This window comes from Nocardioides sp. 31GB23 (assembly GCF_040012395.1).
Taxonomy (GTDB): Bacteria; Actinomycetota; Actinomycetes; order Propionibacteriales; family Nocardioidaceae; genus Nocardioides; species Nocardioides salarius.
In genome coordinates, this window is sequence record NZ_JBDYKJ010000018.1 from 45,261 (window position 1) to 71,039 (window position 25,779).

25 protein-coding genes and 1 tRNA gene are annotated in these 25,779 nt (G+C 73.1%); 13 read left to right on the plus strand and 13 right to left on the minus strand.

All coding sequences use genetic code 11. The features are described from left to right. Positions 1–21: 21 nt before the first annotated feature. The 4 genes from ABKW28_RS07805 (at position 22) to ABKW28_RS07820 (ending at position 3,411) form a co-directional block, all read left to right on the plus strand. The gene (locus ABKW28_RS07805; protein ID WP_341229809.1) at positions 22–576 is read left to right on the plus strand and encodes a VanZ family protein; all 555 of its coding nucleotides are present in this window, start codon (positions 22–24) and stop codon (positions 574–576) included. 13 nt (positions 577–589) lie between these two features. After that, positions 590–1,672: a histidinol-phosphate transaminase gene (gene hisC / locus ABKW28_RS07810; protein ID WP_348607947.1), complete on the plus strand. Its 1,083-nt coding sequence runs from the start codon at positions 590–592 to the stop codon at positions 1,670–1,672. Between the two features lie 47 nt (positions 1,673–1,719). Further along, positions 1,720–2,685, plus strand: a complete 966-nt coding sequence (locus tag ABKW28_RS07815; protein ID WP_348607950.1) for a glutathione S-transferase C-terminal domain-containing protein — start codon at positions 1,720–1,722, stop codon at positions 2,683–2,685. 168 nt (positions 2,686–2,853) lie between these two features. Further along, positions 2,854–3,411, plus strand: a complete 558-nt coding sequence (locus tag ABKW28_RS07820; protein WP_348607953.1) for a hypothetical protein — start codon at positions 2,854–2,856, stop codon at positions 3,409–3,411. 54 nt (positions 3,412–3,465) lie between these two features. Here ABKW28_RS07820 and ABKW28_RS07825 read toward each other — a convergent pair whose 3' ends face one another. Further along, positions 3,466–3,918, minus strand: a complete 453-nt coding sequence (locus ABKW28_RS07825) for an SRPBCC family protein (protein ID WP_348607959.1) — start codon at positions 3,916–3,918, stop codon at positions 3,466–3,468. 267 nt (positions 3,919–4,185) lie between these two features. Here ABKW28_RS07825 and pdhA point away from each other — a divergent pair, with 267 nt between their 5' ends. Genes pdhA through ABKW28_RS07840 form a run of 3 tightly spaced genes read left to right on the plus strand, consistent with a single transcriptional unit; the run spans position 4,186 to position 7,775 of the window. Next, entirely contained in the window at positions 4,186–5,301 is a 1,116-nt protein-coding gene (gene pdhA / locus ABKW28_RS07830; RefSeq protein ID WP_302705665.1) for a pyruvate dehydrogenase (acetyl-transferring) E1 component subunit alpha, read from the plus strand. Next, a complete protein-coding gene (locus tag ABKW28_RS07835; protein WP_348607962.1) occupies positions 5,301–6,290 on the plus strand; it encodes an alpha-ketoacid dehydrogenase subunit beta in 990 nt (329 codons plus the stop codon). The genes pdhA and ABKW28_RS07835 overlap by 1 nt, the downstream gene beginning before the upstream one ends. A gap of 21 nt (positions 6,291–6,311) precedes the next feature. Next, a complete protein-coding gene (locus ABKW28_RS07840) occupies positions 6,312–7,775 on the plus strand; it encodes a dihydrolipoamide acetyltransferase family protein (RefSeq protein WP_348607965.1) in 1,464 nt (487 codons plus the stop codon). Between the two features lie 21 nt (positions 7,776–7,796). Here ABKW28_RS07840 and ABKW28_RS07845 read toward each other — a convergent pair whose 3' ends face one another. Further along, on the minus strand, positions 7,797–8,255 hold the full coding sequence (locus ABKW28_RS07845) for a hypothetical protein (RefSeq protein WP_348607972.1): 459 nt from the start codon (positions 8,253–8,255) through the stop codon (positions 7,797–7,799). A gap of 115 nt (positions 8,256–8,370) precedes the next feature. On the opposite strand from ABKW28_RS07845, the gene ABKW28_RS07850 reads away from it, so the two are divergent. Beyond that, entirely contained in the window at positions 8,371–8,931 is a 561-nt protein-coding gene (locus ABKW28_RS07850) for a signal peptidase I (protein ID WP_348607975.1), read from the plus strand. On the opposite strand, the gene ABKW28_RS07855 is transcribed toward ABKW28_RS07850, so the two are convergent. The 7 genes from ABKW28_RS07855 to ABKW28_RS07885 all read right to left on the minus strand — a co-directional run bounded on the left by ABKW28_RS07855 (position 8,906) and on the right by ABKW28_RS07885 (position 18,054). Next, complete coding sequence (locus tag ABKW28_RS07855) at positions 8,906–9,715, minus strand: SDR family oxidoreductase (protein WP_348607978.1); 810 nt, start codon at positions 9,713–9,715, stop codon at positions 8,906–8,908. The two genes, ABKW28_RS07850 and ABKW28_RS07855, sit on opposite strands and share 26 nt — an antisense overlap. A 36-nt stretch (positions 9,716–9,751) precedes the next feature. Next, a complete protein-coding gene (locus tag ABKW28_RS07860) occupies positions 9,752–10,585 on the minus strand; it encodes an ABC transporter permease (protein ID WP_348607981.1) in 834 nt (277 codons plus the stop codon). Next, on the minus strand, positions 10,582–13,305 hold the full coding sequence (locus ABKW28_RS07865) for an alpha/beta fold hydrolase (RefSeq protein ID WP_348607984.1): 2,724 nt from the start codon (positions 13,303–13,305) through the stop codon (positions 10,582–10,584). Before ABKW28_RS07865 ends, ABKW28_RS07860 begins: the two co-directional genes overlap by 4 nt. 175 nt (positions 13,306–13,480) lie before the next feature. Further along, positions 13,481–14,971: a carboxyl transferase domain-containing protein gene (locus ABKW28_RS07870; RefSeq protein ID WP_348607987.1), complete on the minus strand. Its 1,491-nt coding sequence runs from the start codon at positions 14,969–14,971 to the stop codon at positions 13,481–13,483. Between the two features lie 10 nt (positions 14,972–14,981). After that, a complete protein-coding gene (locus ABKW28_RS07875; protein WP_348607990.1) occupies positions 14,982–15,971 on the minus strand; it encodes an NAD-dependent epimerase/dehydratase family protein in 990 nt (329 codons plus the stop codon). Positions 15,972–16,003: 32 nt separating this feature from the next. Beyond that, positions 16,004–17,479: a M1 family metallopeptidase gene (locus ABKW28_RS07880; RefSeq protein ID WP_348607993.1), complete on the minus strand. Its 1,476-nt coding sequence runs from the start codon at positions 17,477–17,479 to the stop codon at positions 16,004–16,006. After that, complete coding sequence (locus tag ABKW28_RS07885; protein WP_348607996.1) at positions 17,476–18,054, minus strand: RNA polymerase sigma factor; 579 nt, start codon at positions 18,052–18,054, stop codon at positions 17,476–17,478. Before ABKW28_RS07885 ends, ABKW28_RS07880 begins: the two co-directional genes overlap by 4 nt. A 35-nt stretch (positions 18,055–18,089) precedes the next feature. On the opposite strand from ABKW28_RS07885, the gene ABKW28_RS07890 reads away from it, so the two are divergent. Further along, entirely contained in the window at positions 18,090–19,574 is a 1,485-nt protein-coding gene (locus ABKW28_RS07890; RefSeq protein ID WP_348607999.1) for a serine/threonine-protein kinase, read from the plus strand. A 9-nt stretch (positions 19,575–19,583) separates the two neighbouring features. Here ABKW28_RS07890 and ABKW28_RS07895 read toward each other — a convergent pair whose 3' ends face one another. Both ABKW28_RS07895 and ABKW28_RS07900 read right to left on the minus strand, forming a co-directional pair. Next, positions 19,584–19,937 (minus strand): GntR family transcriptional regulator, encoded by a 354-nt coding sequence (locus ABKW28_RS07895; RefSeq protein WP_348608002.1) that lies wholly within the window; start codon positions 19,935–19,937, stop codon positions 19,584–19,586. After that, a complete protein-coding gene (locus ABKW28_RS07900) occupies positions 19,934–20,791 on the minus strand; it encodes a hypothetical protein (protein ID WP_348608005.1) in 858 nt (285 codons plus the stop codon). Before ABKW28_RS07900 ends, ABKW28_RS07895 begins: the two co-directional genes overlap by 4 nt. A 157-nt stretch (positions 20,792–20,948) precedes the next feature. Here ABKW28_RS07900 and ABKW28_RS07905 point away from each other — a divergent pair, with 157 nt between their 5' ends. Then, a complete protein-coding gene (locus tag ABKW28_RS07905; RefSeq protein WP_348608008.1) occupies positions 20,949–21,170 on the plus strand; it encodes a PspC domain-containing protein in 222 nt (73 codons plus the stop codon). A gap of 22 nt (positions 21,171–21,192) precedes the next feature. Further along, complete coding sequence (locus ABKW28_RS07910; RefSeq protein ID WP_348608010.1) at positions 21,193–22,368, plus strand: FAD/NAD(P)-binding oxidoreductase; 1,176 nt, start codon at positions 21,193–21,195, stop codon at positions 22,366–22,368. A 248-nt stretch (positions 22,369–22,616) separates the two neighbouring features. On the opposite strand, the gene ABKW28_RS07915 is transcribed toward ABKW28_RS07910, so the two are convergent. Together ABKW28_RS07915 and ABKW28_RS07920 are read right to left on the minus strand one after the other, a co-directional pair. Then, positions 22,617–23,498 carry a hypothetical protein gene (locus ABKW28_RS07915; RefSeq protein ID WP_348608013.1) on the minus strand — a complete coding sequence of 294 codons (882 nt, stop codon included), beginning with the start codon at positions 23,496–23,498 and terminating at the stop codon, positions 22,617–22,619. A gap of 113 nt (positions 23,499–23,611) precedes the next feature. After that, a tRNA-Gly gene (locus tag ABKW28_RS07920) sits at positions 23,612–23,685 on the minus strand. A 118-nt stretch (positions 23,686–23,803) separates the two neighbouring features. Here ABKW28_RS07920 and ABKW28_RS07925 point away from each other — a divergent pair. Together ABKW28_RS07925 and ABKW28_RS07930 are read left to right on the plus strand one after the other, a co-directional pair. After that, positions 23,804–24,274, plus strand: a complete 471-nt coding sequence (locus ABKW28_RS07925; RefSeq protein WP_348608016.1) for a hypothetical protein — start codon at positions 23,804–23,806, stop codon at positions 24,272–24,274. 30 nt (positions 24,275–24,304) lie between these two features. Further along, positions 24,305–25,606 (plus strand): aminotransferase class III-fold pyridoxal phosphate-dependent enzyme, encoded by a 1,302-nt coding sequence (locus tag ABKW28_RS07930; protein ID WP_348608018.1) that lies wholly within the window; start codon positions 24,305–24,307, stop codon positions 25,604–25,606. Positions 25,607–25,779: the final 173 nt, after the last annotated feature.

Sequence of the window (25,779 nt, forward strand, 5' to 3'; positions counted from 1 at the left end):
GCCGTTACGTAGGCTGCGGTCGTGTTCCCGGTCGGTGGTGTGGAGGCGATGCTCGCCGGGGCCGTCCTGTCCGGGCTGGTCTGCCTGGCGCTCGCGCTGGCCCTGCAGCGGCGTACCGGGGTGGTCTGGGCGTGGTCCTTCGCCGGCCTCCTGTGGTCGCTGGCGGTGATCGCGCTGGTCACGCTGCTGCCCGCCGACGGGGCCACCGAGGTCGTCTACGCCGACGAGCGGATGGGCTCGTGCTCCTTCGACCTGGGCGGTCCGGCCCCGGAGGGGTTCTGGATCTTCTCGGGCGGCCAGCGGCTGCTCAACGTGCTGGTCTTCGTGCCCTCCGGGGCGCTGCTGGTCGTGGTGGCGGCGCGCTGGCGCTCGGGGTGGGTGACGGTGCCGATCGGGCTGCTGGCGCTGGCGGCGTACTCGGTGGGCATCGAGTGGACCCAGCTCGAGCTGGCCCGCATCGACCGGGCCTGCGACGTCACCGACGTGGTCGACAACGTCACCGGGGCCGCGCTGGGGGTGGCCGCGGGGCTGGTGCTGGTGCTGGTGCTGCGGCCGTGGCGGGCCCGCCGGGCCTGACTAGGGTGACGCCATGAGCACCCCCACGACGCCTCGGCCGCGCTCGCACATCGCAGACATCCCGGCCTACGTCCCCGGCAAGCCCCCCACCCCGCGCCCCGGCCTGACGGCGTACAAGCTCTCCAGCAACGAGAACCCCTACCCGCCGCTGCCCGGCGTGGTGGAGGCCGCGACCCGTGCGGTCGAGGCGATGAACCGCTACCCCGACATGGGCAGCAGGGCGCTCTACGAGGCGCTGGCCGAGCGGTTGGGCGTGCCCGTGGAGGACCTGGCGGCGGCGACTGGCTCGGTGGCGCTGATCTACCAGCTGCTGCAGGCATTCTGCGAGCCCGGCGACGAGGTCGTCTACGCGTGGCGCTCCTTCGAGGCCTACCCCATCGCGGTCACCGCGGCCGGCGCGCGCTCGGTGCAGGTGCCGCTGCGCGCCGACGGCCACCACGACCTCGACGCGATGGCCGCGGCGATCACCGACCGCACCCGCGTCGTGATGGTCTGCACCCCCAACAACCCCACCGGCCCGGCGGTCAGCCAGGCCGAGCTCGACGCCTTCCTGGCGCGGGTGCCCGCGCACGTGGTGGCCGTCGTCGACGAGGCCTACCTCGAGTTCGTGCGGATGGACGACGCGGTCGACGGGCTCGCGACCTGCCGCGCGCACCCCAACGTGGTGCTCTTCCGCACCTTCTCCAAGGCCTACGGCCTGGCCGGCTTCCGGGTCGGGTACGCCGTCGCGCAGCCCGAGGTCGCCGGCGCGCTGCGGGCGGTCTCGCTGCCCTTCGGCGTCTCCGCGGTGGCGCAGGCGGCCGCGGTGGCCTCGCTGGAGGCCGGCGAGGAGCTGCTGGCACGGGTCGACGCGCTGGTCGCCGAGCGCGACCGGGTCGAGGCGGGCCTGCGTGCGGCCGGGTGGGACGTCCCCGACGCCCAGGGCAACTTCGTCTGGTTCGCCCTCGGCGAGCGCACCTCGGAGTTCGCGGCGGCCTGCGACGAGGCCGGGATCGTGGTGCGCCCCTTCGCGGGCGAGGGCTGCCGGGTCTCGATCGGCGAGGTGGAGGCCAACGACCGGCTGCTCGAGGTGGCGCGCTCGTTCTCCGGGGGGTGAGTGCCAGGGATGACCTGGGTGGTTGAGCCTTCACCTAGTCTGGACGGATGAGCGAGGACCTGAAGCCGACGTACGTCGAGGCCGGTGGCTTCGACCGCGACATGAACTACGTGCCCGATCGCATCACGCAGGGCGCGCGGCGCCCCGAGCACGGTCCGGTCGAGGGTGAGCTGTGGCCGGCCGAGCCGGGCCGCTACCGCCTGGTCGCGGCGAAGGCCTGCCCCTGGGCCAACCGCTCGATCATCGTGCGCGGCCTCCTCGGGCTCGAGGACGTCATCTCGCTGGGCACGCCGGGCCCCACCCACGACAAGCGGTCGTGGACCTTCGACCTCGATCCCGGCGGCAAGGACCCGGTGCTGGGCATCGAGCGGCTGCAGGAGGCCTACTTCGCGCGCTTCCCCGACTACCCGCGAGGCATCACGGTGCCGGCGATGGTCGAGGTCGAGTCCGGCAAGGTGGTCACCAACGACTTCCCCTGGATCACCCACGACCTGTTCTTCGAGTGGCGCGAGCACCACCGCCCCGACGCCCCCGACCTCTGGCCCGCCGAGAGCCGGGAGGAGATGGAGCAGGTGATGAAGCGGATCTTCACCGAGGTCAACAACGGTGTCTACCGCTGCGGCTTCGCCGGCGACCAGGAGTCCTACGAGTCGGCCTACGACCGGCTCTTCGACGCCCTCGACTGGCTGGAGGAGCGTCTCGGCGAGCGGCGCTACCTGATGGGCGACGCGATCACCGAGGCCGACGTGCGGCTCTTCACCACGCTGGTGCGCTTCGACGCGGTCTACCACGGCCATTTCAAGTGCAACCGCAACAAGCTCACCGAGATGCCGAACCTGTGGGGCTACGCGCGCGACCTCTACTCCATCCCGGAGTTCGGCGACACCATCGACTTCGAGCAGATCAAGGCGCACTACTACGTGGTGCACAGCGACATCAACCCCACCGGCATCGTGCCCAAGGGCCCCGATGAGTCGCTCTGGCGCACCCCGCACGACCGCGACCGGCTCTGAGCGCCAGCTGCTCCCAGACAGACCCCCCTCCCCATTCGTCGATCGGTTGACCAACGGCCGTTGTCGTTGATCAACCGGTCGACGAATGGGGAGGGCGGGTGTGTGTCGGGCGACGCGGCCTGTGGAGGAGCGCTCGCGTCGGTCGACGCGGGGTGGTCGACTCCGGGCATGCGCCCCCTCGCCGAGTTCAGCCGCACCTCCGACGTCCTGGACGCGATCAACGCCCTGGTCGTCGAGGGCGGGTTGCGCGGCCCCAGCCAGCGCCAGATCGCGGCGGTGGTGCGGATCAGCCCGGGCACCCTGATGCACGAGTACGGCAACCGGTCCGAGATGCTGCGCCGCGCCTGCGTGCAGGCGGCCAGGGACCGCGTGCGGATCTGGAACCGGCGCTGGTCCGATCGCTGGCACCTCGCGGTGCCGGAGCGGCGAGGACCGGCGCTGCTCCTGCCCGACCACGAGCAGGACCTCTCGCACGAGCGGCAGTGGGCGGCCTGGCGCGAGCTGTCCCGGGGTGACGTGGCCATGCTCCCCGGCATGGGCGTGGCCCTTGAGGGCGAGCGGCGCGCGGTGGAATGGGCCCGCGAACAGCTCGGCCGTGAGCGCGACGAGCTGGCCACCGACGCGTTGCTGGCGCTGGTGACCGGCGTGATCACCAGGATGGTCGACACGGAGGACCCGTGGACGCTGGAGCACGCCTCGCGGGTGCTCGAGTCGGCGTGGTCCTAGTCGGAGCGGGCCGTCAGTCGGCGCGCTCGACCTCGGTGCCCGTGCGGATCGACATCAACGCACCCCTGCGTCCGCCTCGGCGGCGTCCTTGAGCTTGGGCAGGGTCGCCTCGATGGCGGCCTGGGTCCGCTTCGCGAAGAGCGCCCGGAAGACCGCGCGCACCGGGGCGGGGTAGCGGGTGATGTCCCAGGTCTCGGTGACGCGGGTGCCGCCGTCGCCGGTCGGGTCCAGCTCGTAGCGCCAGCGGTGCAGCCCCTTGTGCCGCCACGCGATCAGCCGGTCCTCGTCGTACTCGACGACCTTGTTGGTGATCTTGTAGGGCGCGCCCTGCTTCATCGACATCCCGAACTCCGAGCCGAGCACCAGCTGGTCGGGGCCCGAGACCGTGCCCTGCACGGTGCCCGAGCCGTCGATGCGGGGGTGCTGGCGCGGGTCGCTGAGGATCGCGAACACGGTGGCCGGGGGAGCCTGCACGGTCAGGGAGGTGTGCACCGGTGAGGTCGACATGCCTCGACGGTAGCGGGCACGGCCGGTCCGGGTGGGTGGGTGATTGGCGAGCGCGCCGACCGGTTCGGTAGGTTGGCGCTACTCGTGTGGTCCGGGTCACAGACCCCTGGCACGATGGCGCACCACCCCGCGCCGAGCCAGGCCCGGACCACGTGCGGCCCGCGGAGACCCCGCTCGGCCCGTGACTCGAATGGAGCGTGCCCCGTGCCTGATCCCGCCACCGAACGCGGCCAGAACCGCGACGGATTCGGCCCCGACCTCGCCGAGGTGTTCGGCCCCTCGCAGAACGACGGCGGCCCCGAGCTGGTGCAGCTGCTGACGCCCGAGGGCGAGCGGGTGCACCACCCCGAGTTCGACATGGACTTCAGCGCCGAGCAGCTGCGCGGCTTCTACCGCGACATGGTCCTCACCCGGCGCATCGACACCGAGGCGACCGCCCTGCAGCGCCACGGCGAGCTCGGCATCTGGGCCCAGCTGCTGGGCCAGGAGGCGGCCCAGATCGGCGCCGGCCGCGCGCTGCGCCCGCAGGACTACGTCTTCCCGACCTACCGCGAGCACGGCGTGGCCTACTGCAAGGGCATCGACCCGCTGAGCCTGCTGGGCCTCTTCCGCGGCGTCGACCACGGCAACTGGGACCCCGCCGAGTTCAACTTCGGCCTCTACACGATCGTCATCGGCGCCCAGACCCTGCACGCCACCGGCTACGCCATGGGCATGCAGCGCGACGGCGTCGTCGGCACCGGCGACCCCGAGCGCGACGCGGCGGTCGTGGCGCACTTCGGCGACGGCGCCTCCAGCCAGGGCGACGTCAACGAGGCCTTCATCTTCGCGGCCTCCTACAACGCGCCGGTCGTCTTCTTCTGCCAGAACAACCAGTGGGCGATCTCCGAGCCCATCGAGCGCCAGACCCGCATCCCGCTCTACCAGCGCGCGCTGGGCTTCGGCTTCCCGGGCGTGCGCGTCGACGGCAACGACGTGATGGCGACGTACGCCGTGACCCAGGCGGCGCTGCAGCGCGCCCGCGACGGCCAGGGCCCCACCTTCGTGGAGGCCTACACCTACCGGATGGGCGCGCACACCACCACCGACGACCCCACCCGCTACCGGCTCAGCGACGACGTCGAGAGCTGGAAGCTCAAGGACCCGATCGCGCGCGTGGAGGCCTACCTGCGCCGCAACGGCCTGATCGACACCGAGTTCGTCGACGACCTCAAGAAGGAGGCCGACGACCTCGGCGCCCACCTGCGCGAGGGCTGCAAGTCGATGCCGGACCCCAAGGCCATGCAGATGTTCGACCACGTGTACGCCGACATGCCCGAGGAGCTGGTCGCCCAGCGCGACGGCTTCGCGGCGTACCTCGAGACCTTCGAGGAGGCCCGCTGATGTCCGCCAGCACGCAGAAGATCACCCTGGCCAAGGGGCTCAACATGGGCCTGCGCAAGGCCATGGAGGACGACCCCAAGGTCCTGGTGATGGGTGAGGACGTCGGCAAGCTCGGCGGCGTCTTCCGGATCACCGACGGTCTGCAGAAGGACTTCGGCGAGGACCGCGTCATCGACTCGCCGCTGGCCGAGTCGGGCATCGTGGGCACCGCGGTCGGCCTCGCGCTGCGCGGCTACCGCCCCGTGGTGGAGATCCAGTTCGACGGCTTCGTCTACCCCGCCTACGACCAGATCGTGTGCCAGGTCGCGAAGATGCACTACCGCTCCAAGGGCCGCTCGCCGATGCCGATGGTCATCCGGATCCCCTTCGGTGGCGGCATCGGCGCGGTCGAGCACCACAGCGAGTCGCCCGAGGCGCAGTTCGCGCACACCCCGGGCCTCAAGGTCGTGGCCTGCTCCAACCCCGTCGACGGCTACTGGATGATGCAGCAGGCCATCGCCTCCGACGACCCGGTCATCTTCCTTGAGCCCAAGCGTCAGTACCACGCCGAGAAGGCCGAGCTCGACGAGACCGCGACCCCCGAGCCGCTCTTCACCTCGCGCGTCGTACGCCGCGGCGAGGACGTCACCGTGCTCGCCTACGGGCCGACCGTGAAGACGGCCATGTCGGCGGCCGAGGCCGCCGCCACCGAGGGCCGCTCGCTCGAGGTCATCGACCTGCGCACCCTCTCGCCGCTCGACATGGGCCCGGTCTACGAGTCGGTGCGCCGCACCGGCCGCGCCGTGATCACCCACGAGGCGCACGTCAACCTCGGCATCGGCGCCGAGGTCGCGGCCCGGGTCACCGAGGAGTGCTTCTACTCGCTGGAGTCGCCGGTGCTGCGCGTCGGCGGCTTCGACACGCCGTACCCCGCGTCGCGGATCGAGGAGGACTTCCTCCCCGACCTCGACCGGGTCCTCGACGCCGTCGACCGCACCCTGGCCTACTGAGAGCCTCGAAGGAGCACGCGCATGCCTGAGTTCAAGCTGCCCGACGTGGGCGAGGGCCTCACCGAGGCCGAGATCGTGACCTGGAAGGTCAAGGTCGGCGACGTCATCGAGATCAACGACGTGGTCGTCGAGATCGAGACCGCGAAGTCGCTGGTCGAGCTGCCCTCGCCGTACGCCGGCGAGGTCACCGCCCTGCTCGTCCCCGAGGGCGAGACCGTGCCCGTGGGCACCCCGATCATCCGCGTGGGTGCCGACGAGGCCGCCCCGGCGGCCGGTGGTGCACCGGCGCCCCAACCCGGCGCCAGCTCGGGCACGCCGGCCCCCGAGATGGAGATCGACCTCTCCAACCCCGCCGCCAGCGGCGGCGGCGAGGGCGAGAGCCTGGTGGGTCGCAACAAGGCTGACCGCGGCCCCACCCGCCGGGCGCGGCACGGCGCCGGCGCGGCCGCCGCCAACCGCCAGGCCCAGGCCGCCTTCGAGCCGGGTGCGGCGCCGCCCGTCGAGGAGGAGACCGACGAGGAGCCCGTCCCCGCCCGTTCGGTGGTCGACCGCTCGCTGGTCGAGGAGGTTGCGCAGCAACCGTCTCGAGACCAAGCGTCCACCCGCGCCCTGGCGAAGCCCCCCGTGCGCAAGCTCGCCAAGGACCTCGGCGTCGACCTGAGCACCCTGACCGGCTCGGGCCCCCAGGGCTCGATCACCCGCGACGACGTCCAGGCCGCGACCACGCAGGCTGAGGAGGTCGCCCAGCGACCGTCGCGAAGCCACCAGTCGACCACTGGCGAGCGCGAGACCCGCGAGCCCGTCAAGGGCGTGCGCAAGATGATGGCGCAGGCGATGAGCCAGTCGGCCTTCACCAGCCCGCACGTCACCGAGTGGGTCACCGTCGACGTCACCGCGACCATGCAGCTCGTCGAGCGGCTCAAGGAGCGGCGCGAGCTGCGTGAGGTCAAGGTCAGCCCGCTGCTGGTCCTGGCCCGGGCGGTGCTGCTGGCGATGCGGCGTACGCCGGAGATCAACTCGTTCTGGGACGATGCCGCCCAGGAGGTCGTCTACAAGCACTACGTGAACCTCGGGATCGCCGCGGCGACCCCCCGCGGCCTGGTGGTGCCCAACGTCAAGGACGCCGACAGCCTCTCGCTGGTCGAGCTGGCGAGCGAGCTCGGCGAGCTGACGGCCACCGCACGCCAGGGCAGGACCCAGCCCGCCGACATGGCGGAGGGCACCTTCACGATCACCAACGTCGGCGTCTTCGGCGTCGACGCGGGCACGCCCATCATCAACCCGGGCGAGTCGGCGATCCTGTGCTTCGGCGCCATCAACAAGCGGCCCTGGGTCGACGAGACCACCGGCGAGGTCGTCGCCCGCGACGTCACCACGCTGGCGCTCTCCTTCGACCACCGCCACATCGACGGCGAGAAGGGCTCGCGCTTCCTGGCCGACGTCGCCGGGCTGCTGCAGGATCCCGCCTCCGCGCTGCTCTTCTGAGGGCCGGGCCCAGGGGCCTGCTCAGGGGCAGCCGCCGGGCAGGGTGAACCGGACGACGTCGTTGCCCTCGGAGGGCTCGCTGAGGGTGACGACGATCTTCCGGTAGGTCTGCACGCCCTTCTTGGTGCAGGTGCGCAGCCGCTTCATCCTCACCTCGGCGCCCCGCTTCTCCGGGGGCGGGCAGGAGGCGCAGTCGCTCACGAACGTGCCGGTGGCGGTCGTGGTGGCGCTGCCCCAGTCGCTCCACCGCAGCCGCTTGAGGTACTGCCCTGCGTTGGCGCTGAGGAAGATCCGGCGGGGCTTGACGCGCTGCTGGGCGAACATGTCGAAGTAGACGGTCTTGAGGGTGTCGGCCTCGTCGCTCGCGGCGGTGGCGGGAGCGACGTGGGCCGACGACGGCGCCGGGGCGGCCAGGAGCAGCAGGGCGACGGCCACGAGGGAGGCCAGGAGCCGGCCGCGGAGGGCGCGAGTAGTGGTCATCCGGCTGACGCTAGGGCCGCGGGCACCCCCGTGGATTGGCCGAAGAGCCACAGGCGCATGGTCGGTTGTGACTAGCCGGGCCCCAGCACGCCGGTCATCGTGGGATGATCGGCCCATGGCTGTGCCGCGACTGGCCGCATCGCTGCTCAGCCTCTGCTCGTGGGTCGTGCTGGGCATCGCGGTGGCGGTGGTCGGAGCCGCGGTGGTCGTCCCTGGGCTGTCCGGCTCCACCCCGATGACGGTGCTGACCGGTTCGATGGGACCCACCTACCCGTCCGGGACGCTGGTGGTGGTCAGGCCGGTGTCCGCCGAGGAGATCGGCATCGGCACGCCGATCACCTACCAGCCGCGCTCGGGCGAGCCGACGATGGTGACCCACCGCGTGGTCGGCATGGGCCACGACGCTGACGGAGAACGCGTGTTCACCACCCAGGGCGACGCCAACGAGGCGCCCGACCGCGAGCAGGTGCGGGCCGGCCAGGTGCGGGGTGAGGTCTGGTACGCCGTGCCGTGGTTGGGCCGGCTGAACATCCTGTTCTCCGCCGACCAGCACGTGCTGGTGGCCCGGGTGGTCGCCGCGTGCTGCTTCGCGTACGCCGTCGTCCTGCTCCTGCGCAGCTGGCGTCGACGCCCCCGGCGTGGCGGGCCGGCTAGCCCGGTGTCGACACGCGGCTGACCTGCCACCCCACCGGCACCTCCGGGTGCAGCACCGCGTCGGTGCCGCCGTCGACGTAGAGCACCGACCCGACGACCAGCGAGGCCGCGTCGGAGAGCAGGAAGCCGATGGTGGCGGCGACCTCCTCGGGGCGGCCGGGGCGGCCGATCGCGGTGGGGTAGGAGTCGGCGAAGGCGCCGAGCTCGGGGTCGGCGCGCAGGCGGTCGGTCATCGGGGTGGCGACCAGGCCGGGGGCGACGGCGTTGACGCGGATGCCGGCGCCGGCCCAGTCGGCGCCGACACCCTCGCGGCGCGCCCACCACGCCAGCGCCGCCTTGGTGGCCGGGTAGACCTGCACCGCCCGGGTCACGGCCGCCGCGGCGCGGGCGGCGTCCTCGTCGCCGGCGAGGCAGAGGTCGGCCACGTCGCCGGCCCACCCGGGCTGGCAGGTGATCGAGTTCGAGGCGAGCAGCACCACGCCGGCACCCTGCGCGGCCGCCAGCTCGGCGCGCAGCCCGCGCACCAGCGCGAGCGCCCCGAAGTAGTTCACCGAGACCACCAGCGCCGGGTCGACGCCGGTCAGCCCGGCCACCCCGGCGCAGGGCACCACGCCGTGCACGACGTCGGTCAGCCCCCGCACCGCCTGCACCGCCGCCGATCGCCCAGCCACGCTCGACAGGTCGGCGACCACGTCGGCGTCGCGCAGGTCGACGCCGACCACCCGGTCGCCCCGCTCACGCAGCAGGGCGGCGGTGGCCGCACCGATCCCGGAGGCGGCGCCGGAGACGACGTACGTGCGATCCATCCCCGAACTGTAACGCGTTCTACCCAGCGGGCAGGCTCAGCTGAGCACGTCCTTGCGGCGGAACATCCAGAACGCCAGCCCCACGAAGACCAGCGTGTAGAGCACCGACCACAAGGTGCCCTGCACCAGGTCGTCCCAGACCACCTCGGGCCGCAGCAGCGCGAACCACGCCCCCGCGTCGTGCATCGGCAGCGCGTTGCGCAGCGAGCCCAGGTTGTCGATCTGGTCGAGGATCGCGGCCACGATCGTCACCATCACCGCGCCGCCCACGGCCGCCAGCGGCGCGTCGGTGCGCACCCCCAGCGCGAAGGCGATGGCGCCGACGGGCAGCAGCGTGACCACCAGGTACGCCGCCACCACGACCAGCCGGGGCCCGAAGGTCGCCCAGTCGAGGGTGCCGCCGCTGGGGTTGCTGAACCCCGCGGGGCCGTAGAAGACCAGCCCGACGAGCAACGACCAGCCGATCAGCGCCACCACCGCGACGGCGGTGCTCGCCAGGCCGACGACCAGCTTGCTGGCCAGCAGCCGCGCCCGCGGCACCGGCGCCAGCAGCAGGTAGCGCAGCGTCGACCACGACGCCTCCGAGGGCAGCGAGTCGCCGACGAACAGCGCGGCCAGCACGATCAGCAGGAACGACGAGGACACCGCGGTGGTGAAGATCGCGAAGTTGGCCGCGCCGCCGGTGGCCAGGTCGACCAGGCTGCCCTCGCTGGGGTCGCCGTCACCGAGCGCGAAGGCTGCCACGATGACCAGCGGCAGCGCCAGCAGCAGCACGAACGACCACAGGGTCCGGCGGCGCGACAGCTGGCGGCGCAGCTCGGCGCGCAGCGACAGCGGCCGCCCGGGCAGGGTCGCGGTGGACGAGCTCATCGCGAACGCACCTGCCTGAGGTCGGGGTCGGAGCCGGAGGCCGCGGCGATCACGCCGAGGAAGACCTCCTCGAGCTGGCGGCGGCTGCTGACACCGACCACGTCGGCCCCGCTGCCGGCGGCGGCGCGGACCACCTCGGCGCGCTCCAGGTCGGCGACCACCACCACGTGCGGCTCGTCGACGTCGGCCACCGCCTCGACCTCGGTGATGCCCTCCAGGCCACGCAGCTTGTCGGCCAGGACGTCGGGGTCGCTGCCCGGTGCCAACGTCACCACGGTGGTGTCGGTGGAGTCGACCAGCTCGGCGACGGTGCCGGTGGTCACCACGCGGCCGGCGTGCATCACGACCACGTGCGAGCAGGTCAGCTCGACCTCGGCCAGCAGGTGGCTGGAGACGACCACGGTGCGGCCGGCGGCGGCGTACCGCGCGAGCACGGGTCGCAGCCCGGCGATCTGCGGCGGGTCGAGCCCGTTGGTCGGCTCGTCGAGCACCAGCACCTCGGGCAGCCCCAGCATGGCCTGGGCGATCCCGAGCCGCTGGCGCATGCCCTGGCTGTAGGTGCGCACCGGGCGCTCGACCGCGCCGCCCAGCGCGGCGATCTCGAGGACCTCCTCGTAGCCGGCCTCGGCGGGGTCGCGGCCGGTGGCGGCCCAGTAGGCCTCGAGGTTGGCGCGCCCGCTGAGGTGCGGCAGGAACCCCGGCCCCTCGATCAGTGCGCCCACCCGCGCCAGCACCGGCGTGCCGGGGCCCACGCGGCGCCCCAGCACGTGCACCTGGCCGGAGTCGGGGGCGATCAGGCCCATCACCATCCGCAGCGTCGTGGTCTTGCCGGCGCCGTTGGGGCCCAGCAGGCCCACGACCTGCCCGCGCTCGGCGCGCCACGTCACGTCGTCGACGGCGCGGTGCCCGTCGGCGTACGTCTTGACCAGCCCCTCGACCACCAGCGGCACGTCGGCCAGGTCGGGGTCGACCGGGCCGTGGCTGCGGCGCCGGCCCACCAGCGCGGCGAGCAGCAGCCCGAGCGCGACGACGCCGATCGCGACCAGCAGGCCCACGACCTCGTCGTCGAGGCCGCCGCCGTCGGTGGCCAGCACGGCGGCGCCGTCGACCGAGGGCAGCTGCAGGTCGCTGACCTGCACGAGGTCGGCGCGGGCGGTGCGCGGGGCGGCGTACGTCTGGTCGGTCGAGGTCACCAGCACCCGCAGCCGCGAGCCGGCGGGCACCTGCCAGGTGCCGCCCGGCAGCGCCACCTCGACGGTGGTCGCCTCGCCCGGCGTGGTGGCGACGGTGACCGGGGCGACCAGGCGCCGCGACAGCTCGGGGACGCCGTTGGCGACCTGCCACAGGCTCAGGAAGAGGGTGCTGCTGCGCCCCGTCGACGTGACCGAGAGGCGCACCCGCGGCGAGCCGACGACGGTACGGGCCTCGTCGAGCTCGGCGGTGTCGAAGGAGGCCGACTGGCCCGGGAGCGCGGCGAGCGGGTAGGTCGAGACCACGTCGCTGAACTCGTCGACCGCGTCGCCGGTCGCCGGCACCGCGGTGATCGACTGCGGCTCACCGCCCGGCGGGTTGGCCAGCGGCTGGGTCTCGCCCTCGAGCTCGAGCGACTCGTACGCCGCCGAGCCGGGCTCGTCGGTGCTCTGCACGGTCGAGGCGTCCTGGCCGCGGGTGCGCGGCAGCGCCCAGCTGAGCTCGGGCAGTGGCAGGTCGGTGGTCTCCTCGACCCCGGGGCCGCGCAGGTAGTGCTCGAGCCACGGCTCGATGGTCGCGGTGTCGGCCTCCAGCGAGCCGCCGAGGTCGTCGTGGCCGCCGTCGCTCCAGCGCACCGCGACAGGGGTGCCCTCCTCGCGCAGCGCCTCGGCGGTGGCCTCGGACTGGTCGACGCCGAAGAGGGTGTCGGCCATGCCCTGCACCAGGTACGCCGGCGCGTCGAGGTCGTCGAGCAGCGGCGCCGGGCTGTGCTCGCCCAGCAGGTCGAGCAGCCCCGGGCTGGGCTCCCCGGTCTCGGCGGCCTCGAGGAAGAGCCGGCACACCTCGGGGGCGAACCGCCCGCAGACCGGGTCGTCCTGGGCGCCCTGGGCGGCGGTGGAGAGGAAGAACCGCGATGCCCACAGCTGCTTGAACGGTCCCGGGGCGTCGCTGCCGCGCACCGACTGCGGGAAGAACGACTCGGCCAGGTCGTGCCAGGTGATGGCCGCGACCACGGTGTCGACGCGGGGGTCGGTGGCGGCGGTCATCAGCGACACCGCGCCGCCGTACGACGCCCCGACGAGCCCCACGCGCGGGTCGCCGTCGGCGTCGGCGACCACGTCGTCGCGCTCGGCGAGCACGTCGACCAGCGCCCGGGCGTCGGCGATCTCGTAGTCGGGGTCGGCCAGGTGGATGCGACCGCCGGAGTCGCCGAAGCCGCGGGCGGTGTAGGTCAGGACCAGGTAGCCGTCGCCCGCCAGGTCGCCGGCCTGCTCGACCAGGTCGTCCTTGCTGCCGCCGAAGCCGTGGGTCAGCAGCACCGCCGGGTGCGGCCCCTCGCCGTCGGGCACGAAGACGGAGGTGTCGAGCTCGACCTCGGCGCCGCCCGGCTCAGCGCCCACCGCGACCAGCGCCTCGCTCACGCGCGGCCCGGCCGTCCCTTGCGCCGCGGCGGGGGCGAGCAGGGCCGGCGGCGCGGTGAGGAACAGGGCGAGGGCGCCCGCGAGGGCGGCGGTGGAGCGGGCGCGCATGCCGCCAGTCAACAGGGTGCCCCGTCACCCCCCGTTGGTCGAGCAGTGACGAGCGCCAGCGAGGAGCGTCGCCGAGACCCGGTGAGGTGCCCACGCGCCGTACGCCATGGGGTCACGGGGTCTCGGCGTCGCTCGAGCCTTCGGCCCTCGCTGCTCGACCAACGACCGCCGCTGCTCAACCAGCGGTGGGGCGTCGCTCGTAGCGGCGCACCCGCTCCTCGGGGGTGCCCGCGCCGCGGGTGAGCAGACCGGCCAGCTCGTGGGCGAGGACGGCGCCGACGCGGCGGCAGAACTCCTCGGGCTCCTCGGCGGCGTCGGGGCGCTCGGCGACGACCCGGTCGACGATGCCGGCCTCGTGCAGGTCGAGGGCGCGCACCCGCTGCTGGCGCGCCATGTCGGGAGCGTGGTCGAGGTCGCGGTGCACGATCGCGCTGGCGCCCTCGGGCGGCAGCGGCGAGAGCCACGCGTGCTGGGCGGCCACCACCCGGTCGGCCGGCAGCAGCGCCAGCGCCCCGCCGCCGTTGCCCTCGCCGAGCATCAGGCTCAGCGTGGGCGCGTCGAGGGTGACCAGGTCGCCCAGGCAGCGGGCGATCTCGCCGGCCAGGCCGCCGTTCTCGGCGTTCACGCTCAGCGCCGCGCCCTGGGTGTCGATGACGGTCAGCAGCGGCAGCCGCAGCTCGGAGGCCAGCCGCATCCCGCGCCGCGCCTCGCGCAGCGCCTCCGGCCCGAGCGGGTGCGCCTTGGTCTGGCCGCGCCGGTCCTGGCCGAGGAAGACGCACGGCACGTCGCCGAAGCGCACCAGCGCGATCAGCAGCCCCGGGTCGGCCTCGCCCTGGCCGGTGCCGTTGAGCGGCACCACGTCGGAGGCGGCGTAGCGCAGCAGGCGGCGTACGCCGGGACGCTCGGGGTCGCGCGAGCGGGTGACGGCCTCCCACGTGTCGACGTCGGGGATGTCGTCGTCGCCGGGGTCGCCCACCTGCGCCATCTGCTCGCGCGGGGGCAGCATGATGTCGAGGGCGCGGTGCAGGATGTCGGCGATGTCCTCGGGTGCGACGACGGCGTCGATGATGCCGCGGGCATAGAGGTTCTCCGAGGTCTGCACGTCCTCGGGGAAGTCCTCGCCGTAGAGCGCCTGGTAGACCCGCGGGCCCAGGAACCCCACCAGCGCGCCCGGCTCGGCGACCGTCACGTGGCCCAGCGAGCCCCAGCTGGCCATCACGCCGCCGGTCGTGGGGTGGCGCAGGTAGACCAGGTAGGGCAGCCCGGAGGTCTTGTGGGCCATCACCGCCTCGGCGATGCGCACCATCTGCACGAACGCCGGCGTGCCCTCCTGCATCCGGGTGCCGCCGCTGATCGGCGCCGCCAGCAGCGGCAGCCCCTCCGCGGTGGCCCGCTTGATCGTCGCGACCAGCCGGTCGGCCGTGGCCCGCCCGATCGAGCCGGCGAGGAAGCCGAACTCGCCCAGCACCACCGCCACCCGACGCCCGCGCAGCACGCCCTCGCCGGTCACCACCGCCTCGTCGGTGCCGGCCTTCTCGCGCGCGGCCGCGAGCTCGGCGGCGTACTGCTCGCTGATCTCGCCGTACGCCGGTGCCTCGTCCCAGCCGCGCCACGACCCCTCGTCGAGCACGAGGTCGATGAGGTCGTGGGAGGTCAGCCGCGTCATGGTGCGAAGGCTAGGGCTCCTGGGGCAGCCCTGTGAGCACCTCTCGCTCCTCGGCCCGCGTCAACCCGGTCACCACCGCCTCCGGGGTCACCCGCAGCCACGCCAGCGTGTCGGCGGCGGTCTCGGCGAGGGGCCGGACGGCGAGCCCGGCCTCGCGCGACGGGCTCCAGTCGTGCGCGAGCATGCCGTCGTACGCCGGCCGCGGCAGCCACAGCGGCAGCGAGCGCGGGCCCATCCACGGGGACACCGCCGCGGCCTCGAGGGCCTCGTCGCCGGCCCACACCCAGCGGGGCGCGGCGCCGACCCCGCCGGCCACCTCGTCGAGCAGCCGGCCGAGCGGCATCGCGGGCCCGACCCCGTCGAAGACGCCGGTCAGGCCGCGTTCGGCGGCGTCGACCAGCCAGCGGGCCAGGTCGCGCACGTCGATCACCTGCGCCAGGTCGTCGGGCGACCCGCCGGCCAGCACCTGTTCGCCGTCGCCGGCCCCGTCGAGCCGCGCCGGCCAGTAGGTGAAGCGGCCGGTGGGGTCGCCGGGTCCGACGATCAGCCCGGGCCGCACCACGCAGGCCTGGCCGGCCTCGTCGAGCACCGCCTGCTCGCAGGCCACCTTCATCGGCCCGTAGGCCTCGGGCTCCTCGCGCAGGTCGGCGTCGTCGCGGGGCTCGCGCAGCGGCAGCGTGCCGGGCCGCCCGCCGGGGGTGGCGTCGTCGGCGTAGACGTTGATCGTGGACACGAAGGTCCAGTGCGCCCCTGGCCACGCCGCGACCGCCGCCCGCACCCACGACGGCGTGCGCGCCACGTCGACCACGGCGTCGTACGCCGTCGAGGTGAGCTCGTCGGGCAGCCCGGCCACCCGGTCGACCGCGACGTGGCGCACCCCCTCGGGCACCGGGCCCGACGACCCGCGGCAGGCCGCCGTGACGTCGTGGCCGCGGGCGGCCGCCTCGACCGCCACCGCCCGCGACAGGAAGACCGACCCGCCCAGCACCAGGAACCGCATGGGGCCATCGCAGTGCATCGGGGTCGCCGGCACTACCCCCGCGCCGGCGTGACTTCCCCCAGCAACCACGCGTCGAAGAACCCGGCGAGGTCGCGCCCGGAGCGCTCCGACCACCACGCGGTGATCTCGGCGTAGGACGACGTGGCGTTCTGGTGCTCGGCCGGCCAGGCGCGCACCAGCTCGAAGAACAGCTCGTCGCCGAGGTCGCGGCGCAGCTCGTGCCACATCAGCGCGGGGCCGTAGTAGATGTTGGACTCGCCGAAGGTGGCCGGGTCGTAGTCGGCGGGCGGGCCGGCGGCGGCGCGCTCCTCGTCCTCGAAGGAGGCCCAGTAGTCCATCAGCTGCTCGAGCGTGTAGTCCTCCTGCTCGGCCTCCCACATGCCCTGCAGGTACATCGCCATGCCCTCGTTCATCCACACGTCGCGCCAGTCCGCGGGCGTCACGTCGTCGCCCCACCAGTGGTGCGCGAGCTCGTGCACGACCACCGCGGGCGAGGTGGCGTAGTCGGTCATCCCGAGCGTGATCATGGTCTGGGTCTCCATGCCGCTCTCGCTGTCGACGAGCAGGATGCCGAGGGTGTCGAAGGGGTAGGGGCCCAGGATCTCCTCGAGCCAGGCCAGCCCCTCGGGCGTCGGCGCCAGGGTGCGCGCGAGGCGCTGCCGCTCGCGCGGCACCCAGTACTGGATCGGCACCCCGCTGGCCGACTCGTCCTCGGTGAGCACGTAGTCGCCGGTCGCGATCGTCATCAGGTACGACGCCGCCGGCTCGGCCAGGTGCCAGGTCGTGGTGCGCAGCCCGTCGGCCTCGGTCGTGTCGACCAGCTCGCCGTTGGCGACGCCGGTGAACGGCTCGGGCACGGTCACGGCGATGTCGTAGAGCGCCTTGTCGGAGGGATGGTCGTTGACGGCGTACCAGGTGTAGGCGCCGTGCGGCTCCTGCATCGTCCAGGTCGAGCCGTCGGGCATCGTGGTCCAGCCGTTGGTGGCGAAGTCGCCGCGGGTCGTCGGCGCGGGCACCGGCAGCGGGGTGCCCTCGAAGTCGAGCGCGAGCTCGTAGCGCTCGTCGGCCTCCACGTCGGCGACCACCACCAGGTCCTTGCCCTCGTGGCGGAAGTCGGTCTCCTCGCCGTCTACCGTGACCGAGCCGACCCGCAGCTCGGGGCTCAGGTCGAGCTGCAGCTCGTCGTCGTCCTCGGTCGAGCGCAGCAGGAGCACCTGCTGCCCGGTCAGCACCTCGGCGTCGGGGTCCCACGCCAGGTCGAGGTCGTAGTGCAGCGCGTCGACGCCGGGGTCGCCGATGCGCGGGTAGACCGAGTCCTCGACCGGCTCGCTGAGCGCGACGTCGAGCGCCGGGTCGTCCACGCCGTCGTACGCCGCCGCCCCGGCCGCGGCCGGCACCACGAGGGCCGGTGCCTCGGCGCCGGCCGGCCGCTCGAGCAGCGGCTCCTCGGCCGTGCCCGAGCAGGCGGCGAGCGCCAGGAGGGGGACGGCCAGCAGCGCGCGCCTCACGCGTCGTCCCCGCGCAGCAGCGGGCGGGCCAGGCGCCGGCCGTGGTGGATCTGGGCCTTGACGGTGCCGAGCGGGGCGTCGACCAGGCGCGCGATCTCGTCGTAGGGCAGGCCGTAGACGTCGCGCAGCAGCAGCGGCTCGACCAGCTGGGGGTGCTCGCGCTCGAGGGTCTCCATCGCCTCGAGCAGGTCGAGGCGGGTGCCGGCGATGACGCTGGTGGTGCGGGGGTCGGGCCGCTCGAGCCGGCCGCCGCCCTCGGCCTGCGGGTCGGCGGGCACGGCCTGGTTCTTCATCCGGCGGTAGGTGGTGCGGGCGCTGTTGACCGCGACGGCGTGCATCCAGGTGGTGAAGCGGCCGCGTCCGGCCCAGCCGCCGATCTTGCCGGCGATGTTGATCAGCGCCTCCTGGCAGGCGTCCTCGGCGTCGGCGGAGTGCGGCAGCACGCCCTGACAGACCCGCAGCGCCCGCGGGCGGACGGCGGTCAGCAGCTCCTCGAGGGCAGGGCGGTCACCGGCCTGCGCCCGCCGGGCCAGGTCGTCGATCTCGTCGGCGTCGTACGCCCGCGGTGCGCCCACTGGTCTCCTTTACCTCCATGGCCCATCATGCCTGGGTGTCCACCGGCCAGCGGATCCCCCAGCGCCTGGGCCGCTACGCCGTGCGCCGGCGCATCGGCTCGGGCGGCTTCGCGACCGTCTGGCTGGCCTACGACGAGCACCTCGACTCCCCGGTCGCGGTGAAGGTCCTGGCCGACAACTGGACCGACGACGCGCAGGTGCGCCGCCGCTTCCTCGAGGAGGGACGCTACCTGCGCCGCGTCGAGTCGCCGCACGTCGTGAGCGTCTACGACGCCGGCGAGCTCGACGACGGCCGGCCCTACCTGGTGATGTCGTACGCCGACCAGGGCACCCTGGCCGACCGGCTCGAGATCGACGGGCTCAGCGCCGCCCAGTCGCTCGAGATCGTGCGCCAGGTCGGCTCGGGGCTCGCCGCGCTGCACGCGCGCGACATCCTGCACCGCGACGTGAAGCCGGCCAACGTGCTGTTCCGCACCGTCGAGGGCGAGGTCCGCGCGATGCTCGGCGACCTCGGCCTGGGCAAGGCGCTCGACGTGTCGTCGCGGCTGACGATGGTCGCCGGCAGCCCCTCCTACGTGGCGCCCGAGCAGGCGCAGGCCGAGGCCCCCGACGCCCGGGCCGACCAGTACTCGCTGGGTGCGGTCGCCTACCTCCTGCTCGCCGGGCGACCGGCCTTCTCCCACGCCAGCCTGCGCGCCGCGGCCGACCCGCAGCCGCCCGCGCCGCTGGGCGGCGACCTGCCCGCGGCCGTCGACGGCGTCGTACGCCGCGCGCTGGCGGTCGAGCGCGAGGAGCGCTGGCCCGACGTGGAGACGTTCGTGGCCGAGCTGGCCGCGGCGCTCGAGCCGGCGGTGCGCGGGGTCGGGGGCGCGGCGACCGCGCCCTGGCTGCCGGTCGACCCCGAGCTGACCCAGCCCGGCAACCGGCCCTCGCTGCACGTGCCGTCGGCGCCGCTGTCCGAGCCCGAGCCGCCGACACGCCGGCGCCGACGCGGCCTGGTCGCCGCGACCGTCGTGGCCGGCCTGCTGGCCGCGGCCGGCGGCGCGTGGGCCGGGCACGCGATCGAGCGGGAGGCACGCCCCGACCTGCGCGTGGTGGGCGACGAGGGCGGCACCCTCTCGGTCGAGGTGCCGGCCGACTGGGAGCGCAGCGTCGGCGGCGCCGGCTGGGCCGGCCCCGACGGCTCCGGCTCCTACGCCGCCCTCTCGGTGGGCACCGACCCGGCCTGGACCGACCCGCGTCGCGCGGCCGAGGGCGTGTTCCTGGGCCTGATGCCCGGCAGCGCCCTGCCCGAGCTGATGCCGACCCACCCCGAGTGCGACCAGGAGCAGTCGCCGGTGGTCGAGGAGGGCGAGACCCCGTCGGTCACGGTGCTGCACACCGGCTGCGGCGGGTCGGGGGTGACGGTCGAGCGGGTGGTGCAGGTCGCCGGCAACCGGCTCTTGTGGGTGCAGGTGCGCAGCCTCGACCGGGCGGCCGCCAACCGGGTGCTCGACAGCGTCGAGACCTCGGGCATCTGAGCGGGCCGGTCAGCTCGGCCACTCCTCCTGCACCAGCGCGAGCGCCTCGGGGCAGGTCAGCCCCAGGGCGCGGGCGGCACTGACGTAGTCGGCGACCAGCGCGCGCAGGTCCGGGCTCGGTGTGCGGGTCGAGCGGACGAAGGTGCCGCGCCTGCCGTGGGTGTCGATGAGGCCGTCGGCCTCGAGCTCGCGGTAGGCGCGGGCCACGGTGTTGGGGGCCAGCCCCAGGTCGGCCGCCATCTGGCGCACGGTGGCCAGGCGCGTGCCCGCCGCGAGGCTGCCGCTCGCGACCATGGCCGCGATCTGCGCGCGCAGCTGCTCGTACGGCGGGACGCTGGAGGCGGTGTCGATGGCGATGCTCACGGCCTGACGCTTTCGTGGAGGTTCGCCCGTCGCGCGTCGCCCAGGATGCCTAGGAGCATGATCAGCACCCCGAGGGCGCCGAGGACTGCGACGCCGGCGCTGAGCAGCAGGGTCGGGAGCGACAGTTCTTGGAAGTCCACGATCGATGCATAGACCGCGATGACAGCGCTGAAGATCGCGGCGAAGATGGCGAGGTGCGGCATCGGCCCCACGGTCCTGGCGAGGACCGCCTTCTGCCACAGCAGGCCCTCGGTGGAACTGGTCACCATGGGTCGAGCCACGACCAGAGCCACGACCCAGTGGTGGGCGGCGACGATGACGACCCCGGTGGTGCAGGCGAGCAACGCCCGGTCGGCCGTCGCCGTGCCGGCCCCCGCTGCCATCCCGGCCGCCAGGACGAGCGACAACACTGCGGTGATGGCCGACAGGCGCAACCGCAAGCGGTCGTAGCGTCCGTAGTAGTCCGAGGTGCGACGGCGGACCGGGTCGACCGCGCGCTGTGGCCCGTCCACCAGCGGCTCGGTGCGAAAGCTGGCGAGCAGCGCGCCGGCTGATGAGCCGACACCCACCCCCATGACGAGCATGAACCACTGCCAGGGCACGTCGTCCCAGCCTGACCCAGGCAGGGCGTAGGCCGCAGAGGTGCCCCACAAGAAACCCACGAAGGGGTAGACCGCGCGGCGATGCAGCTGCGGCGCCAACCACTCCTCCACCTGGGGGGTCAGGGGAGCGGGCACGGTCTCCGCGAACGCCAGCAGCTCGCCTCTGGCCTTGTCGCGCTGCACCGTCAGGAAGACGACGGTGGCGACGACGTTGATGACGACGAAGCCTGACAGGTAGATGGCGATGCCCATCGGCGTGCTCCCGAGTTTGTGTCGATGCTTGAAGCAAATGTAGCAGCACAATGCCTCTCGGGACCTTGGTCAGGGTCGGACCAGGGCAGATCCCGATGGCCCGCAGCGCTCGGGCGATCCACACTGGGGTCATCAGCCACCACCAGGAAGGAACGCCATGACCGACATCCGTGCCAGCTTCGGCAACCAGGGACTAGTGCGCCCACGCGACGGGAGGGTCCTCGGCGGCGTCTGCGCCGGCCTGGGACGCCGCTTTGGCCTGACTCCGTGGATCACCCGGCTGCTGTTCGTGCTGATCCTGATGGTCGTGCCGGGCAGCCAGCTGCTGATCTACCCCGTGCTGTGGATCCTGATGCCCGACGAGGACAGGGGGGTGTAGTCGGCGCGGCTACGTTGGCTCGATGGAGCACCGGGGCGTACTGATCATCGGCGGCGGCAACGCCGGCGTCTCGCTCGCGGCGCGGCTGCTGCGCGACGGCGCCGACGCCGTCGCGGTCGTCGAGTCGCAGGCGGTGCACCGCTACCGCCCGCTGCTCAACTACGTCGGCTCCGGCGAGGCGACCATGTCGTCGCTGGAGCGATCCGCGGCCAAGGTGATGCCCGAGGGCGCCACCTGGATCGAGGACCAGGTCGTCGCGGTCGACCCCGCGGGCCCGAGCGTGCGGCTGGCCAGCGGCCGCGAGGTCGGGTGCACCACGCTCGTGGTCTGCCCCGGCCTCGAGGAGGACTGGGGCGCCACCCCCGGGTTGCGGGAGGCGCAGGAGGCCGGCTGGGCCGGGTCGACGTTCGTCATCGAGACGGCCCCGGTCGTCTGGCCCGCCCTGCGCCACCTGCGCGCGGGCCGGGTGGTCTTCACGGTGCCGCCCGAGCCGGCACCCTGCGGCGCGACCGCGCTCAAGCCGCTGTTCATGGCCTGCGACCACTGGCGCCGCCAGGGCGTGCTCGGCGACATCGAGGTGCACCTGGTGCTCCCCGGGCCGACGCCCCTGGGCCTGGCCGGGCCCGACGGGTGGCTCGAGCAGGTGCTGGCGTCGTACGGCGTGCGGGTGCTGCGCGAGGGTCGGGTCACCGGCCTCGCCGACCGCCGCGTCACGGTCACGACGCCCGCGGGGGAGGTCGAGCTCGACGACGTCACCTACGCGCACGTCGTGCCGCACTACCGGACGCCGCGATGGGTCACCGAGAGCGACCTCGAGGGGCCGAGCGACGCCGGGCTCGTCGACGTCGACCCGCAGACCATGCGGCACCGCCGGCACCCGTCGGTCTGGTCGCTCGGCGACGTCGCCGACCTGCGCACCCGCCCCTCCGGAGGCGGCCTGCGCAAGCAGGTCGAGGTGCTCTCGCACAACATCACCACCGCCGGCTCCGAGCCGCCGCAGCACTACGACGGCTACACCGTCATGCCGATCACGACCTCGAAGCGCCGGCTGATGCTCGTCGAGGTCGACCGCGACGGCCGGCCCGCACCCAGCGTGCCGTTCCCCGACCTCACCAAGCCGCGGATCGCCACCTGGTACGCCGACCGCTACGGGCTGCCGCTGACCTACTTCACGCGCATCCTGCGGGGGAAGGTGTAGGGACGTCGACCCTCCTGCACGAAGGACCTCGGTTCCCCTAGATTCGGTTGCATGACTGAGGGCGTCACTCCTAAGCAGCTCGCTGTCGAGCTGGAGGTCGGCGAGCCCGCCATTCGACGTTGGCTGCGCGGTCAAGGGTGGCAGAGCCTCCCGTATGCGCGATGGCACCTGACTGTGGACCAAGCCGCTCAAGTGCGGAGACGCTTCCGGCGCTGAGGTGGGGTCGCCGCAAGCCTCGAGCAGCCCGGCTAAGCCCCTCCCCGTGCTGGCGGTCGCGCACGGTTCCACAATGCGACGTCCTCCGCCTCCTGGAGGGAGCGGTGCTCCCACTCGCGTGCGGTTGCTGCGTCGGGAGCCGCTGCCCAGCAGAGCTCGAGGCCAGCTCGCTGTAGTGCAGCCACGGCCCAGTCCTTGCTCCTGGAGGGCCCGTCGGTCAACAGGTCTGTCAGTCGCTGGGAGAGCCATGCGGGGTCTGCGAGGCCCCGATCCAGTGCGGCCTCGCCGAGACCGGAGACAGCGCCTCGGCCACGCAGATAGACAAGGATCCTGCCTCGCACCCCGAGGCCTCGACGCTCACCCGCCATCCCGATGTAGACCAGTTGGCCATCGCTCCGGGCTGCGTAGACGCCCGGGCTGGTCGTCGCAGACGTGGCTGCATCCATCAGCGAATGCCATGGGCTCCAGTCAAGGTCAGCCAAGCTCAGGGTGTCGAGATCTGTGGTGATGTCAGCCGTTTCAACGTCCGTGATCGTGACCCCGTCGGCTTCCGCGGTCCGTGGGGGCTCGGCGACGGCAAGTCCCTCCGGGCTGCGGTCGTGAGCCGCGCCTATGGCTGCTGGTTCCACCAATAGGCGGAATGAGACCTGGTTGATCCGTTCAGCCAGTCCGCTCTCGATCAGCGCGCGGTGGGCCTGCTGTCGAAGCGCGTTGTTGGCGGGCGTCGTCCGCTCGGGATGGGCGGCTGCGCCGGACAGGTCCTCGATGAGCCACTTGAGAGCCTGACGACTACCCGGTGCGGGTCGGAAGAGCCGAGTGCCGTCCCCGATGTCGTCAGCCCCGATGGCCCACATGCGCGCGTACAGCTCCTTCAGACTCAGGGTGTACGCCTCGTAGACGAGAGTCGTAGGCATGCAGCCCAAGCTACGCAGCTAGGCGTATGCCGAGAACCCCTGCAACAGCACATTGTCGGGAGAAGTCTCGCCAGCTTGACGCGCTGCCTCGGCAGCGCCACTTCTCGAGCTTGTGGAGCGGACGCGAGGATTTGAACCTCGACCTCTTCCCTGGAAGGGAAGCGCGCTGCAACTACACCACGTCCGCGGAGCCGGCCTCTGACGAGCCCGGCACGGGTCAACTATGGACTACCGCCAGGACCAGCCGGACCAAGGGGTCCACCTCCTCCGGACGCTGGGCCCAGGACCAGTGCGAGGATGCGTGGATGAGCTGGGGAGATGTCTGGGTCAACGGCGACAAGGTCCGACCCGGGATCGGCGCCACCGGCCCACAGGCGCCGTGGGTCCGGGCGGGCGTCATCTCCTCGGAGGATCGGGCGTTCGTCGAGGCGACGCAGCTGCTGCGGAGGACCCGCGGGGCGCACGCCCGAGCGGTCGAGTTCGACCTCCAGGTCACTTCCGCTGCCGTGAGCAAGGAGCGCGCCGGCACGGGCAAGGCCGTCGTCGGCTTCGAGCCGGACGGCTTGTGGGTCGCGGTGGACGTGACCCCGGCGGGGAGCACTGTCGAGGAGGCTCGCTTCGTGGTGTTCACCCAGCGCGTCCACGTCGTCGCCGGGGCCCGTCGGGCCGCGGAGCGCGGTGCGGGTGGACGCTCGCGAGGGGTCATCCGGCTCCGGGGTCGCGCGCGATCCCGTGAGAGCGCTCTGGAGTGGGGCTACCGGCCGACTCGGGCCTGACCGTCCGGCTCGGGCGCCTAGGGTGAGGCGATGACGGACCCCCTGGATGTCGCACTGAGCGATGCCACGCGTCGTTACCGCGAGCGCAACCCGACGAGCGCGCGACTCGCGAGTGCGGCGGCCGAGGTGATGCCCGGCGGCAACACCAGGTCCGTGCTGCACACCGAGCCCTTCGGCGTACGCATCGACGGTGCCGAGGGAGCGGTGCTCACCACCGTCGACGGCGACCACGTCGTCGATCTGCTCGGCGACTACTCCGCCGGCCTGCTGGGCCGCCGCTCCGAAGTCGCGGAAGCGGTGCGGGGGGTGCTCGATCGGGGGTGGGGGTACGGCGCGATGAGCGAGCCCGAGACGGACTTCGCCCACGCGGTCGTCGAGCGGTTCGCCTCGGTCGACCAGCTGCGGTTCACCAACTCGGGCAGCGAGGCGGACCTGATGGCGGTGCTCACCGCGCGCCACGTCACCGGCCGTGACCGGGTCGTCGTCTTCGAGGGCGCCTACCACGGCGGCCCGATGACCTTCCTTCCCGGCAGTGAGCCGCTGCGGGTCCCGTTCGACTTCACCGTCCTGCCCTACAACGACATCGCCGCTGTTGAGGCCGAGTTCGCTCGTGGCGGGCACGAGATCGCCTGCGTCCTGGTCGAACCGATGCTCGGCGCGGGTGGCTGCATCCCTGCCTCGCCGGAGTTCCTCTCGACTCTGCGCTCCCTCACCCGCGCCCACGGTTCTCTGCTCGTCATGGACGAGGTGATGACGTCCCGACTGGCCGTCGGCGGGGCGCAGCAGGTCCATGGTGTCGATGCCGATCTGACGGTGCTGGGCAAGTACTTCGGCGGCGGCTTCTCCTTCGGAGCCTTCGGCGGGCCCCGGCACGTCATGGAAGCCTTCGACCCCGGCCGGGGTGGCCTCACCCACGGGGGCACCTTCAACAACAACGCGTTCACGATGGCCGTCGGCGCTGTGGTCACCGGGCTGCTCGACGCCGACACGCTCGCACGGCTCAACGGACGCGGCGATCGGCTCAGGGCCCAGCTGAACGAGGCTCTGGCCCCGGTCGGGTTCTGCGTGACGGGCGCCGGCTCCCTGATGACCATCCACCCTGCACCGGGGCCCGTGGAGCAGTGGTCCGACGTCGCGGGTGTCGATCCCCGCTGGCGCAGGCTGCTCTTCCACGACCTGCTGGCCGGGGGCTACTACATCGCCGAGCGCGGCTACCTGGCCCTCAGCCTGGCCGTGACCGAGGAGCACCTCACTGGGTTCGTCGCCGCGGTGCGGGCCTTCGCGGACGAGTACGCCGACCTCGCCGCTGCAAGGACCGCCGACGCCCGCTGAGCAGCCTCACGACCGGAATGCCGTCGGTGGCGATGTCCTCCACAGCATCGATCTGCGATTCGATCTCGAATGTCGGTGGCGGGTGCTTGGCTGGTCTCATGCTCAAGGACGCGGTGGTGGAGGAGATGTCGGAGGAGGCTGTCCTCGACACCGCTGCCGAGCTCGCGACCGCG

What these genes read in the sequence shown, in the direction of transcription:
- hisC (WP_348607947.1), top strand. Translation starts at nt 590, where the DNA reads ATGAGCACCCCCACGACGCCTCGGCCGCGCTCGCACATCGCAGACATC.
- ABKW28_RS07815 (WP_348607950.1), top strand. Translation starts at nt 1,720, where the DNA reads ATGAGCGAGGACCTGAAGCCGACGTACGTCGAGGCCGGTGGCTTCGAC.
- ABKW28_RS07820 (WP_348607953.1), top strand. Translation starts at nt 2,854, where the DNA reads ATGCGCCCCCTCGCCGAGTTCAGCCGCACCTCCGACGTCCTGGACGCG.
- ABKW28_RS07825 (WP_348607959.1), bottom strand. Translation starts at nt 3,918, where the DNA reads ATGTCGACCTCACCGGTGCACACCTCCCTGACCGTGCAGGCTCCCCCG.
- ABKW28_RS07835 (WP_348607962.1), top strand. Translation starts at nt 5,301, where the DNA reads ATGTCCGCCAGCACGCAGAAGATCACCCTGGCCAAGGGGCTCAACATG.
- ABKW28_RS07840 (WP_348607965.1), top strand. Translation starts at nt 6,312, where the DNA reads ATGCCTGAGTTCAAGCTGCCCGACGTGGGCGAGGGCCTCACCGAGGCC.
- ABKW28_RS07845 (WP_348607972.1), bottom strand. Translation starts at nt 8,255, where the DNA reads ATGACCACTACTCGCGCCCTCCGCGGCCGGCTCCTGGCCTCCCTCGTG.
- ABKW28_RS07850 (WP_348607975.1), top strand. Translation starts at nt 8,371, where the DNA reads ATGGCTGTGCCGCGACTGGCCGCATCGCTGCTCAGCCTCTGCTCGTGG.
- ABKW28_RS07855 (WP_348607978.1), bottom strand. Translation starts at nt 9,715, where the DNA reads ATGGATCGCACGTACGTCGTCTCCGGCGCCGCCTCCGGGATCGGTGCG.
- ABKW28_RS07860 (WP_348607981.1), bottom strand. Translation starts at nt 10,585, where the DNA reads ATGAGCTCGTCCACCGCGACCCTGCCCGGGCGGCCGCTGTCGCTGCGC.
- ABKW28_RS07865 (WP_348607984.1), bottom strand. Translation starts at nt 13,305, where the DNA reads ATGCGCGCCCGCTCCACCGCCGCCCTCGCGGGCGCCCTCGCCCTGTTC.
- ABKW28_RS07870 (WP_348607987.1), bottom strand. Translation starts at nt 14,971, where the DNA reads ATGACGCGGCTGACCTCCCACGACCTCATCGACCTCGTGCTCGACGAG.
- ABKW28_RS07875 (WP_348607990.1), bottom strand. Translation starts at nt 15,971, where the DNA reads ATGCGGTTCCTGGTGCTGGGCGGGTCGGTCTTCCTGTCGCGGGCGGTG.
- ABKW28_RS07900 (WP_348608005.1), bottom strand. Translation starts at nt 20,791, where the DNA reads ATGGGCATCGCCATCTACCTGTCAGGCTTCGTCGTCATCAACGTCGTC.
- ABKW28_RS07905 (WP_348608008.1), top strand. Translation starts at nt 20,949, where the DNA reads ATGACCGACATCCGTGCCAGCTTCGGCAACCAGGGACTAGTGCGCCCA.
- ABKW28_RS07910 (WP_348608010.1), top strand. Translation starts at nt 21,193, where the DNA reads ATGGAGCACCGGGGCGTACTGATCATCGGCGGCGGCAACGCCGGCGTC.
- ABKW28_RS07915 (WP_348608013.1), bottom strand. Translation starts at nt 23,498, where the DNA reads ATGCCTACGACTCTCGTCTACGAGGCGTACACCCTGAGTCTGAAGGAG.
- ABKW28_RS07925 (WP_348608016.1), top strand. Translation starts at nt 23,804, where the DNA reads ATGAGCTGGGGAGATGTCTGGGTCAACGGCGACAAGGTCCGACCCGGG.
- ABKW28_RS07930 (WP_348608018.1), top strand. Translation starts at nt 24,305, where the DNA reads ATGACGGACCCCCTGGATGTCGCACTGAGCGATGCCACGCGTCGTTAC.